Source organism: Klebsiella sp. HN106, from assembly GCF_051209435.1.
GTDB classification, from domain to species: domain Bacteria; phylum Pseudomonadota; class Gammaproteobacteria; order Enterobacterales; family Enterobacteriaceae; genus Klebsiella; species Klebsiella oxytoca.
Genome location: NZ_JBLURD010000054.1, coordinates 1 through 1,922, shown reverse-complemented (window position 1 = coordinate 1,922; position 1,922 = coordinate 1). Strand labels below are relative to the sequence as shown.

The 1,922-nt window shown below is 46.9% G+C and carries 2 protein-coding genes and 1 pseudogene; 2 read left to right on the top strand and 1 reads right to left on the bottom strand.

The genetic code is table 11. The features are described 5' to 3' along the window. Positions 1-285, top strand: a 285-nt coding sequence (locus ACSIPU_RS30210) for a DUF4942 domain-containing protein (protein WP_241820680.1), incomplete at its 5' end; no start/stop codon positions are given. Continuing rightward, entirely contained in the window at positions 282-1,487 is a 1,206-nt protein-coding gene (locus ACSIPU_RS30205; RefSeq protein WP_001572381.1) for a hypothetical protein, read from the top strand. The genes ACSIPU_RS30210 and ACSIPU_RS30205, both read left to right, overlap by 4 nt. A 279-nt stretch (positions 1,488-1,766) precedes the next feature. Here the strand turns inward: ACSIPU_RS30205 and ACSIPU_RS30200 are convergent. After that, positions 1,767-1,922 (bottom strand): annotated as a pseudogene (locus ACSIPU_RS30200) (DUF1173 family protein); the annotation flags it as partial.

Here is a 1,922-nt window from a genome sequence, read left to right as displayed (position 1 = left end):
CAGGACAATCACTTTTGTTTACGCGACTTTGAGAATATTGTATGCATCTGTTCTGATACTCCAACACCTGCAACCGGCGGTGGGCTGAGTATGGTCGACAGGCTGACGGCCATGAGAAATACAGAATTCACAGGCGAGGTCAGTGATGAGAATGGCTGGCGGTGTCGCCTGTTTGAGAATGGAAACGTTCATATTTGCATCGACAGTATCTCGCTTCTGAATGCTCTGAACGATCTTATCAGCATATATTTTGCAAACCAGCTTCCGGCCGCAGGAAAAAAATGATGATTGAAAATGATAAAGAAAAAAGCCTGAACGATGCTACCCCGCCAGAGGTGCAGAATGACATCCGCAGCGAATCCACTGAAAAATCAAAGGAAATGGGTCGTTCAAGGTACTCATCTATCGCGATGATCGATTACTTCAATGCAATCGAACGTCTGTGCAAAGAGAAAGAAATTAACCCGGAAAATATCGATCTGAGCTTCAAAGTTCACTGGCTCAGAAACGCTGTTGGCGGCTCGTTTGCAAGGTCACAGGAGATGTTCGCGGAGTACCAGAAGTATGTTAAAGAGGTTCCTGAAGAGGCCCGTTACCTGGATATACCCGATGAGGTAAAGGTTGCACTCGGCGATATTATCTCGTACATCACCTGGCACTACCGTAGAAGCTATACCGCAATACAGAATGATAGTGTTAAAAAAGCTGAAGCACGTAGCATGCAGCTGGAGGAGGAGGTAACGCAGCTGTTACAGCGGCTTGAGCAAAGCGCTACCGATATGGATGAGCTGAAACTTGAGAATCAGGCACTACAGGGTCGATTAGAGATCCGGGACAGTACCGTCAAGGAGTTAGAAACAAGGCTGAATGTTGCCGAAGCAGAACTCGAAACCTGCCATCACCAGTTAGATAGCACACGGCATGAATTGAGCCTCGCACAGCAGTCAAATGACTCACTCTCCCAGCAACTGGCTGAACGTAAAACAGAGATCGCTGGTCACCTTGAATATCAAAAAAAGCTGAACGAAGAGATCAACACGCAGCGTTCTGATAACGCCGGTCTTTCCAGACAATGCGACCAGTTAAGTCAGACTGTGTCAGATACAAAGGCAGAGAGGGACAGGTTTGAACAGGAATTGATTGCTGCACAGAACCTTTGTACTGAGCTGAAAAGTGCACTGTCCGGGAAAGAGGGTGACCTGGTGGCGGTGAATGCCGAGCTTACTGAACTCCATAAACTAAACGAGTCGCTGAGCGCCGACCTGAATAAAGTAACTTTGGTCAGCCAGGGCTATGAAGCGGAAGTGGCTGAACAAAGCAATGAACTCAAAACGCTCCAGGCCAAAGTAATGAAGCTGGAAGCTACCCTGGAGGCGGAGAAAACAATCTCAGAATCCCTAAAAGGCACCATTGATACATTAACTGGTGCAATGGCAGGGGGAGGTACTGGAAAGTCAAAACAGCCGCGTAGCAGAAAAACATCATGATAAATGAAGCCAGGTTGATACACTTCTCTGCATCCCCTGGCACATAAGAACTTCTGCGGACATTCAGCCCGTCCGCAGGAGTTTTCGTCCTTCAGTCAACAAATGCACTACCTTTTTTGAGTCTCCACTTTCCAGAGCAGAAAACACGTTACCGATTCTACCAACAGCTTGTATCTGAGTGATAACCCCAGTCTTGTAATCATCTAGGATCCCTGACAGGAAAGCGTTCAGTTTTGTCTGTTCGCTTAGCGAAAGCATGTAGGACATTTTTTCTCCATTTTAAGCAGGTGTGTCAGTTGAAAGAGGTTTGCGTGATTCTGGAAAATGAGGCAGCACCATAGTTTCAGATGCTGTGGTCGCATCCCAGTGCCACCATCCATAAGGCCCATATTCACGGTTGTAATAATCTTTTTTGAGTTGCTTTCGGGCCAGATA